At 73.2% G+C, this 14433-nt stretch carries 13 protein-coding genes; 6 read left to right on the top strand and 7 right to left on the bottom strand.

Annotation, left to right across the window (positions count from 1 at the left end; genetic code table 11):
* From narH to HTV45_RS06430, 6 genes are all read left to right on the top strand, one after another.
* Positions 1–1527: a nitrate reductase subunit beta gene (narH, locus tag HTV45_RS06455; protein WP_215204631.1), complete on the top strand. Its 1527-nt coding sequence runs from the start codon at positions 1–3 to the stop codon at positions 1525–1527.
* Positions 1524–2315 carry a nitrate reductase molybdenum cofactor assembly chaperone gene (narJ, locus tag HTV45_RS06450; RefSeq protein ID WP_215204630.1) on the top strand — a complete coding sequence of 264 codons (792 nt, stop codon included), beginning with the start codon at positions 1524–1526 and terminating at the stop codon, positions 2313–2315. Before narH ends, narJ begins: the two co-directional genes overlap by 4 nt.
* Positions 2312–3094, top strand: a complete 783-nt coding sequence (narI, locus tag HTV45_RS06445; RefSeq protein ID WP_215204629.1) for a respiratory nitrate reductase subunit gamma — start codon at positions 2312–2314, stop codon at positions 3092–3094. Before narJ ends, narI begins: the two co-directional genes overlap by 4 nt.
* Positions 3091–3726, top strand: coding sequence for a vitamin K epoxide reductase family protein (locus HTV45_RS06440; protein ID WP_251691413.1), 636 nt, complete (start codon positions 3091–3093; stop codon positions 3724–3726). Before narI ends, HTV45_RS06440 begins: the two co-directional genes overlap by 4 nt.
* A 38-nt stretch (positions 3727–3764) precedes the next feature.
* Entirely contained in the window at positions 3765–4043 is a 279-nt protein-coding gene (locus HTV45_RS34990; protein WP_308309217.1) for a DUF6457 domain-containing protein, read from the top strand.
* 147 nt (positions 4044–4190) lie between these two features.
* The gene (locus HTV45_RS06430) at positions 4191–4736 is read left to right on the top strand and encodes a GNAT family N-acetyltransferase (protein ID WP_215204676.1); all 546 of its coding nucleotides are present in this window, start codon (positions 4191–4193) and stop codon (positions 4734–4736) included.
* Here HTV45_RS06430 and HTV45_RS06425 read toward each other — a convergent pair.
* The 7 genes from HTV45_RS06425 to HTV45_RS06395 all read right to left on the bottom strand — a co-directional run bounded on the left by HTV45_RS06425 (position 4680) and on the right by HTV45_RS06395 (position 14430).
* Positions 4680–5555 (bottom strand): trans-aconitate 2-methyltransferase, encoded by an 876-nt coding sequence (locus tag HTV45_RS06425; RefSeq protein ID WP_215204628.1) that lies wholly within the window; start codon positions 5553–5555, stop codon positions 4680–4682. The two genes, HTV45_RS06430 and HTV45_RS06425, sit on opposite strands and share 57 nt — an antisense overlap.
* An 80-nt stretch (positions 5556–5635) precedes the next feature.
* Positions 5636–6832 carry an aminotransferase class V-fold PLP-dependent enzyme gene (locus tag HTV45_RS06420; protein WP_308309215.1) on the bottom strand — a complete coding sequence of 399 codons (1197 nt, stop codon included), beginning with the start codon at positions 6830–6832 and terminating at the stop codon, positions 5636–5638.
* 23 nt (positions 6833–6855) lie between these two features.
* Positions 6856–8193: a pyridoxal-phosphate dependent enzyme gene (locus HTV45_RS06415; RefSeq protein WP_215204626.1), complete on the bottom strand. Its 1338-nt coding sequence runs from the start codon at positions 8191–8193 to the stop codon at positions 6856–6858.
* Complete coding sequence (locus HTV45_RS06410) at positions 8190–9686, bottom strand: Y4yA family PLP-dependent enzyme (RefSeq protein WP_308309214.1); 1497 nt, start codon at positions 9684–9686, stop codon at positions 8190–8192. The genes HTV45_RS06415 and HTV45_RS06410 overlap by 4 nt, the downstream gene beginning before the upstream one ends.
* 84 nt (positions 9687–9770) lie before the next feature.
* Complete coding sequence (locus HTV45_RS06405; protein ID WP_215204625.1) at positions 9771–11564, bottom strand: ABC transporter ATP-binding protein; 1794 nt, start codon at positions 11562–11564, stop codon at positions 9771–9773.
* Positions 11561–13300, bottom strand: a complete 1740-nt coding sequence (locus HTV45_RS06400; protein WP_215204624.1) for an ABC transporter ATP-binding protein/permease — start codon at positions 13298–13300, stop codon at positions 11561–11563. Before HTV45_RS06400 ends, HTV45_RS06405 begins: the two co-directional genes overlap by 4 nt.
* On the bottom strand, positions 13297–14430 hold the full coding sequence (locus tag HTV45_RS06395; protein WP_308309213.1) for a SagB/ThcOx family dehydrogenase: 1134 nt from the start codon (positions 14428–14430) through the stop codon (positions 13297–13299). The genes HTV45_RS06400 and HTV45_RS06395 overlap by 4 nt, the downstream gene beginning before the upstream one ends.
* Positions 14431–14433: the final 3 nt, after the last annotated feature.

The raw sequence follows: 14433 nt of genomic DNA, 5'->3' as shown, positions 1-14433 counted from the left end.
ATGCGCGTGATGGCTCAAGTGGCGATGGTGATGAACCTCGACAAATGCATCGGGTGCCACACCTGCTCGGTCACCTGCAAGCAGACGTGGACCAACCGCACCGGCGTCGAGTACGCCTGGTTCAACAACGTCGAGACCAAGCCCGGCGTCGGCTACCCCCGCCGCTACGAGGACCAGGAGCAGTGGAAGGGCGGCTGGATGCTCGACAAGCGCGGACGCCTCGTCCTGCGCTCCGGCGGGAGGGTCAGGCGGCTGCTGTCACTTTTCTCCAACCCCGACCTGCCGTCCATCGAGGACTATTACGAACCGGTCACCTACGACTACGACAACCTGGTCAGCGCCCCTGCCCAGAAGGACATCCCCGTCGCCCGTCCGCGCTCGGTCCTCACCGGCAGGCCCACCGCCATCACCTGGGGCGCCAACTGGGAGGACGGCCTGGGCGGCGCACCCGAGAACGCGGGTGGCGACCCGAACCTCAGCGGCGAGTGGGCCGCGAAGGTGAAGTTCGAGTTCGAGCAGACCTTCCTCTTCCACCTGCCCCGGCTGTGCGAGCACTGCCTCAATCCCGCCTGTGTCTCCGCCTGTCCCTCTGGCGCCATGTACAAGCGGGTCGAGGACGGCATCGTCCTCGTCGACCAGGACAAGTGCCGCGGCTGGCGCATGTGCGTCACCGCGTGCCCGTACAAGAAGGTGTACGTCAACCACGCCACCGGCAAGGCCGAGAAGTGCACGTTCTGCTTCCCGCGCATCGAGGCCGGCCAGCCGACGGTGTGCTCCGAGACCTGTGTCGGCCGCCTACGCTACCTGGGCCTTCTGCTGTACGACGCCGACCGGGTCGGCGAGGCCGCCGCCACCCCGGACGAGAGGGACCTGCTGGACGCCCAGCGGGGCGTCTTCCTCGACCCGCACGACCCCGGGGTCATCGCCGCCGCACGGGAGTCCGGCATCCCCGAGGACTGGCTGGAGGCGGCCCGCCGCTCCCCCGTGTACGACCTCGCCATGCGCTACAGGGTCGCGCTGCCCCTCCACCCGGAGTACCGCACCCTGCCCATGGTCTGGTACGTCCCGCCGCTCTCCCCGGTACTGGACGCCGTCGACGCGGCCGGCGGCAACCAGGACGACCCCGACCACGTGTTCGCCGCGGTCACCCGGCTGCGCATCCCGCTGGAGTACCTGGCGGAACTGTTCACCGCCGGCGACTCCGAGGTGGTCGGCGGGGTGCTGATGAAGCTCACCGCGCTGCGCTCGTACATGCGCGAACGCACCCTCGGCGAGGCCGGCGACGAGGCCGCACTCAAGGCCGCCGGGCTCACCGTGCGCGAGGCGGAGGACATGCACCGACTGCTCGCCGTCGCCAAATACCAGGACCGCTACGTCGTCCCCGCCGCCCACAAGGAGGACGCCGCCGCGCTCACCGCGATGGAGAACCGCTGCCCGGTCGAGACGTCCGGTGACCCCGAGCCCCGCAAGATCATGCTCGGCATCCCCGCCCTGCGCCGCAACACCACTGCCGGAGGCCGATCGTGAGCCCGCTGTCACCGACGATTCCCGCCCTCGTCCGCACCCGCGTCCGGGCCGCCGTGCGCCGCCCGGCCCGGCTCACCCCCGAGGAGACGGCGGGCCGGGCGCTGACACTGCGGCTGGTATCGCTGCTCCTGCAGTATCCGGACGGGGAACTGACCGCAGCACGGACGGAGTTGACGACCGTAGTGGCGGCCCTGCCGGCCACGCCCGCGGCGGAACACCTCGCCCGGTTCACCGACTGGTTCGGCGCACAGGATCCCGAGGCGCTGGAGCGGCACTACGTCGAGATGTTCGACCTGCGCCGCAGGAGCAGCCTCTACCTCACCTACTACCTGCACGGCGACACCCGCCGCCGCGGCATGGCCCTGCTCACCCTCAACCAGCGCTACCGGGCAGCGGGCTGGGACACCGGCGGCGGTGAACTCCCCGACCACCTGCCGGTCGTCCTGGAGTTCGCCGCCCTGGCAGGCCCCGGTGGCGGCGAGGCGCCACTGCGCCAGCACCGCCGCGGCCTGGAACTGATCCAACGGGCCCTGACCGACGCCGACTCCCCCTACCAACACCTCCTGGCCGCGCTGCTCACCCTTCTGCCGCCGCCCACCGAGGCCGACCGCGCGGCCGTGGCCCAGCTCGTCGCCGAGGGGCCGCCCGACGAGGAGGTCGGCCTCGACCCCTACGGGACCTATGGAGACGGGGAGTTCGCGCCTCCCGGCACCTTCGTACCGCCCACGCAGGCTCCGTCGACCCGGGTCCCGCCCGCCCCGGCCAGTCATACAGAAGGCACCCGATGAACGCCGTACCCGCCCCCGTGGCCGCCGCCTCGGCGAGTAGTGCCGATCTGCTCCTGTGGGTCGCCATCCCCTACATCTGCCTCGCCGTGTTCGTGGTCGGGCACATCTGGCGTTACCGTCAGGACCAGTTCGGCTGGACCTCCCGCACCACCCAGCTTCTCGAACACCGCTGGCTGCGCTGGGGCAGCCCGCTGTTCCACCTCGGTGCCTTCATGGTCATCGCCGGACATGTCGTCGGCCTCGCCATTCCCGACGCGTGGACCGAAGCCGTCGGCATCACAGAACACACCTACCACACCACGGCTGTCTGGGCGGGCTCGGTGGCGGGCGTCGCCATGGTCGCCGGACTCGGCATGCTGTGCGCCCGCCGACTACTGAACCGCCAGATCCGCCGGGGCACCGACCGCAGCGACAAGCTCCTCTTCCCGCTGCTGTCCGTCACCGTCGTGCTGGGCATCACCGCCACCGCCGCCCACAATGTGTTCGGCGCCGGCTACGACTACCGCTCCACCGTCTCCGTCTGGTTCCGCGGCCTGTTCGTCCTCCAGCCCCACCCGGAGGCGATCTCCGGAGCCCCGCTGCTGTTCCGGCTCCACGCCATGAGCGCCTTCCTGCTTTTCGCCGCCTGGCCGTTCACCCGGCTGGTCCACGTGTGGAGCGCCCCGATCGGCTACCTGGCCCGCCCGTACCTGGTCTACCGGCGGCGCACCACACCGACGGCGGCCACGGCGGTGGGCGGCCGGACCCGGTCGGCCTCGGGCTCCCGGCGAGCGGCATGAGTCACGGACCCGCGCTCGCACCGGACGCCCCGTCCACCCGGCCTCCCGCCGCGGTGGGCGCGAGCCGCCGCACGGGGTGGGTGATGGTCCTCACCGGGCTCGTCGGCTGGCTGTCCTCCTTCCAGCTCACCGTGGACGACTGGCGGCTGCTGCGCGATCCCGCCTACCAGCCGCCGTGCGACATCAGCCCCGTCGTGAGCTGCGGCAGCGTCATGTCCAGTCCGCAGGGCAGTCTGTTCGGCTTCCCCAACATGCTGCTCGGGCTGAGTGCCTTCGCCGCGGTGACCGCCCTGGGTATCGCCGTGCTCTGCGGGGCGCGACTGCACCGCCGGCTGTGGCTCGCGCTGGACGCCGGTGCGCTGGTGGGAGTGGTGTTCGCGCACTGGCTGATCGGACAGTCGCTCTACGAGCTCAACAAGCTCTGTCCCTACTGCGCCGTGGTCTGGGTCGTCACCATCGCCCTGTTCTGGTACGTCACCCTGCACTGCCTGGAACGGGGAATCGTCCCCGTGCCCCGGGGCGTGCTGCATGTCGTCCGCGACACCCACTGGACGCTCCTCGGCGCCTGGTACGGCGTGATCGCGCTCCTCGTCCTCACCCGCTTCTGGCCGTACTGGAGCAGCCCGCTGTAGCCGGCCACAGCCCTTCGCTCGAGCCGCGCACCGGTCGCATGACCACGAACGAGAGAACAGGCGTCATGGACGACGTACCGCACGTATGGACCGCCGCTCCCAAGGCCGCGCTGGGCATCGAGCCCGAAGCCGACCGGGCGCTGCTGCTCGCCCTCGCGGGCGATGCCGCTCACGGTGTCGCCCTGCCCGCTGCACCGCTGACGGCCTTCCTGGTCGGGTACGCGGCAGGGCAGGGGGCGGGCCCGAAGCGGTGGCAGACGCGTCCGGAGCGGCCCTCCACGCGGCCGCCCCCTCGCCCGGCGGACGACGTTGGATGATCTCCTCTTCCTCCAGCCGCACCCTGCGCGACGACCGAACGGGTCGCGAAGCCTTCGCACCCGTACGGGGAGCGTTGGTGAGGGCGGCGGACGCCCCGCCCTGGCTCTCTCACGACTGGCAAGCTACCGGGTGTGACAACGCATGAGATGGAACGCGCTCCCGTGATCGCACAACTCAGCCGGCCGGAGGAGGCCACCAGGGCCGTTCGCCGGGAACTCACCGCGTGCTGGACGGCGGTCGTCAACGCCGGAGGAGCCGTCGTGCCCATGGACTGCCCGCTCCCGCCGGTGACCGAGGCGGCGCTCCGGCCCGCTGCCGAGAGGATCGCGCGTGGCCTGTCCCCGGAACGGAGCAGACTCCTGCTGGCGACCGTGGACGGCACGCTCGCGGGGTGGCTGCTGTTACGTCGCGAGAAGCACCCTCTCGTGGCGCACTGCGGCGTGGTGAACCACGTCCAGACACATGTGCGCTTCCGCGGCATGGGCGTGGGCGCTGCCTTGATGCGGTGCGCCCGGGACATCGCGCGCGACGATCTGCGCCTGGAGCGGTTGCAGCTCGCCGTGCGGTCCGGGCTGGGGCTGGAGGAGTTCTACCGCAAGGCGGGGTGGACCGAAGTCGGCCGGTGGCCGGGCGCGCTACGGGTGGCGCCCGGTGACGACCGGGACGAGATCCTCATGAGTCTGGCTCTCTGAAGCGGTCGCCTCCCGGTGCCGATCCCCCGCGGGAGGCCGGCCTCCGGGCCCGTGGTCCATGACCGCGACCAGTACGGCACTGTCGCCGAACTGCCAGACAGGCGTGACATGAGCGAAACCCGCCTGGCGCAGCAGTGCGGCGTGGCGGCCTGCCGTGACCTGCTCGTCGCCTCCGCTCCCCGCGTGGTCGGCGTGACGCCGTCGTCGTTCGGCGAGCAGGTCGGCCAGTTCGGGTTCCCGGGCCGCGGCGTCCCACCAGGACCGCCAGTCCTCCCGTGAGCTGCTGCCCACCCGCTCCGCCCTGCGACGGCCCACATGGGCGGTGAGTTCCGAGCACGTCACCACGTCCGGCGGGAAGTGGTCTCCGTTGACGAGGACGCCGCCGGGGCGAAGCAGGGACGCGAGGGCGCGGTATGTGCGGAGCAGTGCCGGCTCGGGCAGATAGTGCAGCGCGGTCGTGGAGACGGCGGCGTCCAGGGGGCGTTCCAGTCCCAGTGCCCCGACCCAGCCCTCCTCGCCGATGACGGTGTCGACGTAGCGGGCGGCGTCGGCGTGGTGGGTCCGGCCCAGTTCGAGCAGCACGGGGTCCATGTCGGTGGCGACGATCTCCGCGTCCGGGAAGCGGAGGGCAAGCCTCGCTGCCAGGGAGCCGGGGCCGCACCCGAGATCGAGCAGGAGGGGGCGGTCGTGGCCGGTCGTGATGTGCTCGAGAACATCCCCGATCACCGTGAACCGCTCCTCGCGGTCCACCGCGTACCGCTCCTGCTGCCGTTCCCAGCGCTCCACCCATGCCCTGGCCGTCCCCATGCTCACGCCCATCGCTCGCGCCACCTCATCCGTCTCTCGTCCATCCGTGGGCACAGCCGAATCTACAGGTGGAAACGGTTATCAGTTGCCGTTCACGTCAACGACGCGAGGACGGACAGCAGACGGTCGATCTCCCCGGCCGTGTTGTAGGCGTGCATGCTCACCCGCACGGATCCGTCCCGCTCATCGGTGCCGGCCTGGCAGAGGCTGTCGGCGCGCACCATGAAACCGTGGCTGAAGAGAATGAACCCGAGGTCGTCGGACGGGATGTCGCGGTGGCGGAAGGTGACGATCCCGTGGCGACGCTGGGCCGCGGGCAGCGGGGAGTCGGCGGCCAGGCTCGCCGGGCAGCCGAGGACCTCGTACGGGCCGAGCTGTCCGAGCCGGTCCGTCAGCCGGGTGCTGAGCGTGGTCGTCCAGCGCGCGATCCGCTCGACGCCGGCCGCGCCCAGCCAGTCGATCGCGGCCCGCAGCGACACGATGCCCACCGTGTTGGGCGTGCCCTGCCAGCCGCCCGGCCGGAACACGGGCCCCCGCGCGTTGCGCGCCCACACCGCGCCTGATCCGGGCAGGGCCATCGCCTTGTGTCCCGAGAAGACCACGAAGTCCACGTCCAGCGACGGATCGTCGAGGTGGACAGGCAGGTGGCCGACGCTCTGCGCCGAGTCCAGGCAGATGGCCACGTCCGGGCCGACCGCTTCGCGGATACGGTGCACGTTCATGTCGCCGCCGTACACGTGGTGGATGTGGGTGGCGGCCACGAAGCGGGTCCGCGGGCCCACGGCCTCGGCCAGGGCCCGGTGGTCGTAGTCCCCGGAGACCGCCTGGTACGGCAGCGCCCGTACGCGGACCTCGACACCGCGCTCGGCCAGCAGCCGACGGGCCTCGAGCCAGGGGTCGAGATTGGCCCGGTGGTCGGCGTACGGCACGAGGATCTCGTCCCCGTCCCTGAGGTACGGCACGAGCCAGTCATGGGCGACCGTACGCAGACCCTCGGTGGTGCCGCTGGTGAAGTGGACGCCGGAGCGGCCCGGTTCGGGGTCGTGCAGGAACTCCTTGACCCGTTCCCGGGTCGATTCCACGAGTTCCGTGGTCCGGTTGGCCCAGGGGTAGGTGCCGCGTCCGGCGTTGGCGTTCGACGTCGTGAGGTACGTCTGGACTGCCTCCAGTACGGCACGTGGTTTCTGTGACGTGGCCGCGCTGTCGAGATACGCCAGCTCCGGATGCCCGGTGACGATGGGAAACTGCTCTCTCAACTCCCGCTGCCACAGCGGGCCCTCGGGTTCCACCGCGGGAGGCGGGTGCGCCGCGCTCACTCGCGTACCAGCGGTGCGCCCGCGTCCCGCCAGGCGACGATCCCGCCGGCCAGGCTGCGGACGTCCGGGTGGCCCATCCGGGTCAGCGCGGCGGCGAAGCGCAGTGACTTCTCGCCCACGGGACAGGCCAGCAGCACGGGAGTGCGCTTGCTGAAGGGGAGCCCGCCGCGCAGCAGGTCCTCGAACACCTCGTCGACGATGTTGACCGAGCCCTCGATGTGCAGGGCGGCGTAGGCGTGCGGGCTGCGCAGGTCGACGACGAGTGGCCGGGGGTCGCCCTCGGCAGACCAGCGACGGGCGTCGTCCACGTCGATGACGCGGGCCTCCGCACGGGCCTCGGCGTCGGTGACGGCCGCCGCGGAGCGCCCACGGGCCGTCCGGCCCAGGAGTTCCGGGCGTCGCTGACGCACATAGCTGAGGTAGCTCTCGGCACGGTCGCACACGATGAACACCGCCGTCCGGCGCTGGCCCGTCCCGTCCAGCTCGGCGTCCGCGAACCGCAGTTGCCGCACCGCGCCCTGGTAGGCGGCGCCGCCGGTCGGTCCGCTCAGCAGTCCGCAGCGGCGGATCAGGGTGATCATCCCGTCGATGGCCTCGTCGGAGGTGACCGACTCGATGGTGTCGTACGTCGCCGGGTCGAACAGACCCACCTGGTGGACCTCGTCGATGGTGCGGATGCCCGGTATGAAGTCCGACTTGTGGGCGACCAGGCCGAGCACCCGTACGCGCGGGTCGTGCTCACGCAGGACCCTGGCGACACCGGTCGACGAACCGGCCGTGCCCACGCAGGCGATGAACCAGTCCGGCACCCGGCCGTCCAGGTCCTTCACTATCTCCGGACCGGTACCCTCCGCGTGGGCCTCGACGTTGCGTGGGTTGAAGTACTGGTCGGTGTGCAGGTACGTACTCCCCGGGTCGGACAGCGCCCGGTGGAAGTGCGTCAGCGGGTCGTCCGTGTCGGCCGGGTCGAGGCACTCGCTGCGCCCGGGAAGTTCCTCGATCTCGGCACCGATGAGCAGCAGGAGCTCCTTGATCTCGGGTACGCGCATGCGGTTGGTGACGCTCTTGAACCTCGCTCCGTGCATACCGGCCAGCAGGGCCAGTGCCTTGGCGGTGTTGCCGCTGGAGAGCTCCACGACCGTCCCGTCACGGCCGGTGGCAGCCTCCAGGTGCGGGCGGGCCATGTGCCAGGCGGGCCGGTCCTTGACGGACCCGAACGGATTGAGCATCTCCAGCTTGGCGTAGAGGTCGATGTTGCGCAGACCGTGTACGGCGGGATCGATGCGCACCAGAGGCGTGTTGCCTATGGCCTCGGTGATGCTGTCGTACCTCATCCGACTGCTCCCCCCATGGGCGTGATCGGCCAGTAGTTCTCGTCAGGGCACCAGTGCCAGGAGTCGCCCCGCCGATCCACCGCGACCGTCCGCGCGACGGGCTGCCGCTGCGCGTGATGGGCGTGGAAGTCCATGGCGTATCCCGCGGTGTTGGCGAAGGCCAGCAGATCCCCCGCCCGCGGCAGCCGGGGCAGGAAGACCAGGCGGCGAGTGATGAGATCGCCTTCCAGGCAGAGATTGCCGGTGAGGTAGACACCGGCCGGCTCCCCCTCGCCGGCCGCGGCTTCCCCGCGCGGCAACAGGACGGGGTCCACCAGGACTCCGTGCTCCTCCAGACTCATGTCGCCCGCGTTCATGGCGAGGTGCACGAGGTACTCCCCGGAATCCGTTCCCGCAGGACGCACGTCCAGCACCCGGGCCAGCGACAGTCCGCACTGGTCGACCAGGGCGCGACCGGGTTCGATGTACAGATCGTGGAGGTGCTCCAGCAGGAGGGTTGCGGGCGGGCGGCCCAGCACCGGCGCGGGCAGCGAGAGCAGCTCGTCGAGGTAACCGGGGCCGGCGGTGGGGCGGTACGCGGGGTACAGCGCGGCGGCACCGCGCACCGTGCCGCCTTCGTTGCGCAGCCCGTATCCGTGACCGCGCCAGGTCAACGGCGGGCGGACACCGAGCACCGCTTCGGTCAGCGCGGTGGTCCACCGCTCCCATTCCTCCGCCTCGGCGACGTAGCCGACGCCGAAACCGCCCCCGATGTCGAGGGCGCGCGGTGCGAGTCCCCGTGCCCGGCACTCGTCCATGAACAGCACGCACTGCTCCAGCGCCCGTGCCTTCTCCTCCACGCCCGTGGTGTCGAGGTGGTAGGCGGCGCCGGCCAACTCCAGGGAGTCCGCGTTGCGTCCGAGCGCCGACAGCAGCTCCTCCGTGTCCCGTACCGGAGTGCCGAAGCGGCTGCGCCGGGAGAGCAGCCGGGTGCCCGTTCCCCCGTGGCCGGCGGCGGACTCGAACCCCGACAGGCGCACCAGCACGGCCACCCGGCCGAGACCGTGCGCGCGCACCACCGCGGACAGCCGTTCCAGTTCCCCGGGCGAGTCCAGGCTGACCGTGGCTCCGACGCGCGCGGCCAGCCAGAGGAAGGCGGCGTCCTTGGGGCCGGTGGCCATGATGCGGTCGCCGGTGAACCCACAGCCCAGTGCGTGCCTCAGCTCCTCCGTGGAGGCGACGTCGACGCCGACGGTGGCCGGGTCCTCCGCCGCCAGTCGCCGCAGCAGGGCGCTCGACCGGTTCGCCTTGTGGGCGAAGTACACCCGCCCGGTGAGACGGTGGCGGTGGTAGACGGCGAGGAAGCGGGCGGCGTTCGCGGCCACGGCCTCGGGGAGCAGCACGTTGAGCGGAGACCCCAGCGCGTCGACGAGCGAGTGCAGGAAGGGCCCGTCCGTCAGCAGTGCGGCGAGCGGCGGCTCCACTCTGGGCCTCAAGTACAAGGGCGCGTCCACGTGAGACCCCTCCCGGTGCCGGCCGACCGCCGACGCGACGATCGTTCGGAAGTAGTCGTTTCCAGGTACACCCGTCCCTAAGCGTCACTGGTCCGCTTCCCGGGACGAACTGCCGTGCCCAGGAAGGGCGGTGTCGCTGAGGATGCGGTTGAGCGCGCTGCCGGGGCTGCGTGTGAGGTCCTCCCAGGTTCCCTCTTCGGTGATGAGGCCGTCCTCCAGGACTGCGATGCGGTCGGCGCGGCGGATGGTGGCCGGGCGGTGGGCGATGAAGATCGTCGTGCGGCTCTCCTGCTGCAGCGCGGTGGCGAGTTCGGCGTCGCCGGTGTTGTCCAGGTGGGCGGTGGACTCGTCGAGCACGAGGACGCGCGGTCCGGCCAGCAGCGCGCGGGCCAGGGCGATGCGGGCCCGCTGACCGCCGGAGAGCGTGGCGCCCCGCTCGCCGACGAGGGTGTCCAGGGGGGCGATCCGGTCGACGCCGCACCGTCGTGCCGCCTCGGCCAGCGCCCGGTCGTCGGCCTCGGGCGCGGCGAGCCGCAGGTTCTCGGCGAGGGTGCCGTGGAACAGGGGCGTGTCCTGTCCCACCAGCACCACCGCACGCCGCAGTTCCGCGTCGTCCACCTCCCTGACGTCCACGGGATCGCCGTCGGCGGGCAGCAACTGGACCTCACCGGCGGAGGGGTCCCAGAAGCGGGCCAGCAGGTGGGCACAGGTGGACTTGCCGGCGCCGGAGGCGCCGACGAGGGCGAGTGTCCGGCCGGGATGGACGGTGAGGTCGACGCCGTCCAGCACGGGGGTGCCGCCGTAGTCGAACCTCACTCGGTGCAGCCGGACGCCCAGTGGTCCTGGAGGCAGAGGGCGTGGTGCGGCGGGCGGCGGTGCGAGGGCGGGGGCCTTGACGGCCGCGTCGACGCGGGCGGCGGCGGCGCGCAGAGCCACGGCTTGGCTCAGGGCGCGGGCCGACTCCGCGACCGGGCCGAGGACGGACAGGGCCAGCGCCATCGCGGCCGGCGCCCAGGCACCGTGCAGCCGTCCGGAGGTCACGGACTGTGCCGCCGCAGCGACCACGCCGAGGACCGCGACCACGATGAGGAGGTCGCGGACGGCGGCGGCGGTGGCCTCCCAGGTGGCCTCGGCACGCTGGGCGTCGCCCACCTGCCGCCCCCGCTCCGCCAGCTTGCCGCGGCGTTCGGCCAGAGCGCCGAAGGCGAGCAGTTCGCGCAGCCCGTCGACGGTCTCCACCGTGTCGGCCGACAGCGCGGCCACGGCTGTGCGGGTGCGGCCGCCGCGTACCGTGCGCGCGCCTGCGTCGGCGAAGGGCGCCGCGGCAAGCAGGGCAGCGACCGGCAGCACGGCCACCAGCAGCCACGGCTCCACCAGGGCCAGAAGTACCGAGCCGCCGGTGAGGACCGTTCCCGTCGCGAGCAGTTGGGCGGTGGTGTGGGCGTAGAAGAACTCCAGCGCCTCCACGTCGGCCATCGCGGTGGCGGCGAGGTCGCCGCTGCGGCGGCCGGCGACCCGGGCGGGCGCGCTGCGGGCCAGTCCGTCGAAAACGCGGACCCGCAGTGCGGCCAGCACCCGGTAGGCGAGGTCGTGGGAGAGGTCCATCTCCCGCCAGGTCATCAGGGCACGCGTCACGACGAGGGCGACGAGCGCGGTGACGGTGCCGGCCGTGGGGGCGCGCCCTTCGATGACGGCGGTGCCCACAGTGTGCGCGGCCAGGGTCACCAGCGCGACGAGGGAGCCCTGTTCGAGGAGCGCGGCGGCACAGGTGCGGGCCGTCATGGCGCGGTGTGCCGCGAGGGCGGGCAGCAGGGCGCGCAGCGCGCCCCGTGCGGGGACGTCCGCCCCGGCGGCGGTGGGGCCGGTGACGGTGCTCATGCGGCGAGTTCCCCTCGATGGGCGCGGCCGGCCTCGACGAGCCGGGTGTAGACGCCGCCGGCCTCGACCAGGCCGGTGTGGTCGCCGACGGCGTCCACCCGTCCCGCGTCGAGGACGACGATCCGGTCGGCGGACCGGACGGCCGCGAGCCGGTGGGCGATCACCAGGACGGTCCGCCCGCCGACCGCCTTCGGCAGCTCCCGGACGATGTCCGCCTCGCGTCGCTGGTCGACCGAGCTGGTGGCCTCGTCGAGAACGAGGACCGGGGCGTCCGACAGCAGGGCCCGCGCGAGGGCGAGCCGCTGTCGCTGCCCGCCGGAGAGCGTGGCGCCCCGTTCGCCGAGCACGGTGGCGTAGCCGTCCGGGAAGGCGGCGATCTCGTCGTGGATCCCGGCGGCGCGCGCCGCCCGGGTGAGCTCGTCGTCCGTGGCGCCGGGCCGGGCCAGACGCAGGTTGTCGGCGATGGTGGCGTGGAACAGGTACGTCTCCTGCGAGACCACGGCGATGCCCTGCCGCAGCGAGTCGAGCGCGCACTCGGTCGTGGGGCGCCCGTCGAGGGTGATCCGCCCTCCCTGCGGGTCGTGGTGGCGCAGGAGCAGGGCCAGCAGGGTCGACTTGCCCGCGCCGGACGGCCCGACGATCGCGGTGGTCCGTCCCGCCCGCGCGGTGAAGGAGACACCGTCCAGGGCGGGTGCGGGAGCACCGTCGTAGGTGAACCGGACATCGTGGAAGCGGAGTTCGGGCGGGGTGTGCCGGTGCGCGGGCGCCGTCGCGGTGTCGGGGACCGCCGGCGCGGCCGTGCGCAGGGCCGCCAGCCCGTCGGCGGCCGACGCCCCCAGGTAGCCGGCGTGCCACTCCCGGGCGAGGTCGCGGACCGGGCGGAAGCACTCGGAGGCCAGCAGCAGCACCAGATAGGTGCCGGCCGCGGTGGTGGATCCGGTGACGGCCGACCAGCACGCCAGCAGCGCTGCGGCGGCGGTGCCGCCCTGGACGGCGAGGTCGGTGATGCCGGTGTCGACCAGCGACACCCGCAACTTGGCGACGGTCGCCCGGTGCAGGGCCGCGGACCGCTCCTCCAGGCGCGCCCGGGTGCGGCCGACCGCGCCCGCGGCACGCAGGGCGGGCATGCCCTGGAGGGCCTCCAGGTAGTCGGCGCCCAGTCCTTCGTAGGTGTCCCAGTGCTCCTTTCCGCGGGCGGCGAGGAGCCGGTCCCAGGCGCGCGGGCCCAGCAGGGCCAGGAGCAGGGCGGGGACGAGCCCGAGGAGGGCCCGGGGTTCGGCCACGGCGAGGACGGCGAGGACCAGGGGCGGTACCGCGAGGGTGACCAGGAGCTGGGGCAGGTAGCGGGAGACGTAGGCGTCGACACCCTCCACCCCCTCGACCAGGGTGGTGCGGACGGCTCCCGCCCGCGCCGTGGTCAGGTAGGCGGGCCCCAGCCGGCCCAGGTGGGCCAGGAGTTCGTCGCGCAGCGCCACCCTGACCCGGGCCCCGGCGCGGGCGGCGGTGCGCCGCTGGCACAGGGCGAGCCCGGCGCGGGCGGCGACGGCGGCGAGCACCGCGGCCAGCAGCCACGGGAGTCGGCCGGTGTCGCCGCGGGCCAGGCCGGCGAGCGCGAGGGCCAGCAGCGCGGCCTGCGCCAGGTACGTGAGGGTGACGGCTCCCTGCAGGAGGGTGGCCGCGAGCAGGGGGCGCCGTGCGCGCATCGCGGCGCGGCGCAGCTCGGGGTGGACGGTCATGTGGGGTTCTCCTCGTCGGCGTGGCGGGTGCCGAGGGCCAGGGCGTGCACGACCCAGTCACGGCCCGGCGCGGCGCCGAGGGCGGCGCCGAGGTCCGCCTGCTGCCAGGAGCCGACGGGCCGGGCCGCCAGCCCGTGGCGCAGGGCCGTGAGTTGGGCCAGGTGGACGGCGAAGCCGGCTCGCAGGTGGGCGCGGCGGATGTGCGCGGTGTCGGCGTCCGTGGGGCAGCCGCGGGCGAGCAGTACGGCGCCGGCGTCCGCGAACCACGCCTGGCCCGCCGCCCAGGCCGCGAGCGTCGGACGGGCCTCGCCGGACGCGTAGTGCCGCAGGGCCGTGCCCTCGGGAGCCAGTTCCATGAGGCCGGGCCGAGGCGGGCCGACCGCGGCGCACCAGCGCAACAGGCCGCCCTCACCGGCTCGTTCGGCGGTGGCCAGGACTGCCCGCAGTGCGTCGCGGGGTGGAAGGCCCGGCAACGGTGGCGGAGTACTGCGGCGCGCCAGCAGGTCGGCCGGGGTGGGCAGGTCCGCGGTTTCCGCGGGGCTCCTCGGGCTCCGCCCGTCCGGCGGTGGGATGCGTACGACGGCCAGGGGGTTCTCGGCGCGTCCGTCCATCCGTACGTCGCATTGGTCCGCGCCCAGGACGCGGGCCGCCAGGAGCAGCGCCGCGGTGGCGTGCCCGGTGTCCAGCAGCAGGAGGGGCCAGGCCCGGTGGCCGTAGTGGGACACCGTGCGCTGGGCGGTGACGGAGAGTGCGGCGGTCACGCCCGGCGGTGTGCCGTCGACGGGCGGGCCGACGTGGTGGACGCGGTGACACAGCGGGTCGTAGCCGTAGCGGCCGGGCGGCAGGGAGCAGCCGGTGCCCACGACCAGTTCGGTGTCCACCGGGTGCAGCGCACCGGCGGAGGGGGTGGGCCTGAGGCGTCCGGAGGGGTCCGAGGCCGCCAGGGACAGACGCAGCAGGGTCCGCAGGTCAAGGCGTCCGGGGCCGGCCTCCGGGATCGGGCGCGGCGGGCCCGCCCAGGCCCGGACGGTTGCTCCGGCGGGCGTGTCGGGGCCGGGTCGCTCCGGGGAGCGGGCGCGGGCGAGGGCGGCGACCAGGCCCGTCGGCGGGTCTTCGCGGTGGTCTTCCACAGC

Source organism: Streptomyces sp. CHD11, assembly GCF_018638295.1.
Classification (GTDB): Bacteria; Actinomycetota; Actinomycetes; order Streptomycetales; family Streptomycetaceae; genus Streptomyces.
Note: the sequence above shows the minus strand (reverse complement) of the source record. Positions and strands in the feature narration are given on the sequence as shown.